Source organism: Geothermobacter hydrogeniphilus (assembly GCF_002093115.1).
In the GTDB taxonomy this organism is placed as follows: domain Bacteria; phylum Desulfobacterota; class Desulfuromonadia; order Desulfuromonadales; family Geothermobacteraceae; genus Geothermobacter_A; species Geothermobacter_A hydrogeniphilus.
Genome location: NZ_NAAD01000056.1, coordinates 1 through 1,307 on the forward strand (window position 1 = coordinate 1; position 1,307 = coordinate 1,307).

At 56.1% G+C, this 1,307-nt stretch carries 2 protein-coding genes; both read left to right on the forward strand.

What is annotated here, in order from left to right:
* On the forward strand, nucleotides 1-1,125 hold a 1,125-nt coding region (locus B5V00_RS17270; protein WP_172399797.1), incomplete at its 5' end, for a hypothetical protein.
* On the forward strand, nucleotides 1,115-1,307 hold a 193-nt coding region (locus B5V00_RS16780; protein WP_139800824.1), incomplete at its 3' end, for a hypothetical protein. The genes B5V00_RS17270 and B5V00_RS16780, both read left to right, overlap by 11 nt.

A 1,307-nucleotide genomic window follows, 5' to 3' on the forward strand; every position in this document is an offset into this window, starting at 1 on the left:
CGCTCGATCATCCGCCACATGTTCGCCGGCCAGGGGCGCAAGCTGAAGCGGACGGCGCTGGATAGACTCATCTTCGAGCCGGACAGGCGCAAAAAGGCGCTCTGTTTCGTGCTCATCGTCTTTTTTGTCTACCACCTCGGTTTCTACATCCAGCAGCGGCAGCAGTGGATGGGGGAGGACAACGCCCATCTCGATGCCAAGGAATACTTTGTCGCCGGGCAGGTACTGTACGGTTTTCGCGCCCTTTTGACCCGCTTCATCCACCCGGACATCGTCGTGCTCTGGCCGCTGAACGCCCTGCAGGAGAAGATTTTCGAGGACGGGACAAAACTGCTGCCGAAACAGGACGGCGAGCGCTACGTCTGGCAGCAGCTGTGGTTTCTCTACCCCTACACCCGCACCCTGCGCGAGACCTGGGATGGAGACCGGCGCAAATACTCGCCCAACATGGTCAAGCTGCTCGACCGCTGCTGGGATTCGCTGCAGGGGATGGCGACCCGGCCCTTCGCCGATGCGCAGATGGAACATGAACAGTACTACCGCAACTTCCCGGCCCTGGCGTTTTATTACAACCTGAACAGGTCTCAGTATCTGGAAAATGCCAATGGCTCTGCTAGGACAATGGCGCAGATGCCTAAACACATCGAACGGCAACAGCGATTGATCGCTTGGCTGGAAGAATTGCGCAACAAGTGGCAGTCCGATCCGGCCATGACCAGGGTTCTGAAGAAACACCCTCTCATTGCAGTTGCTCGCCAAGAAGCCCTCTTAAGCAGCTTATACAATAGTTTAAGGGCCGTCATCCTTAAGAAGCAATTCCGTTGCGACCACCCCTACGTGCAGCTGTACGTCAAGACCCGGGCCGAATTCGTCGGCAGCCGCGAGCACCCTTCGCCGCTGATGCGCCTGCGCAACGCCAAGCAGCGTGCCCTGCACTACGATTCTCAGATCAACTGGGTCGGTGCCCGTTTCTACAAGCGCATGCTGCCGAAATACTGCGGCATCGAGGTGGCGGGGGAGGAAAGCAACACTGAATTTGACAAGTTTATTGGATGGGACGCGAAGGTAAAACGAATTTTCAAAACTGAATTTCAATTGATCGAGGAGGCGGTTCATGGCAACTGAACAGGATTACATTCAGCAGACGGCAAGCAACGACCCGGCGGTAACAGAGGCGGTTCTGCAGGCCATCAAAAACAGCCCGAGTGCCGCTCTCAGTGACCCCTTATTAACTTGCTATGAAAAGGACCGATTGATTAAGTTTCGACAAATCCATGGAGGGGGAGCAGCAAACGGACAAGACCGCG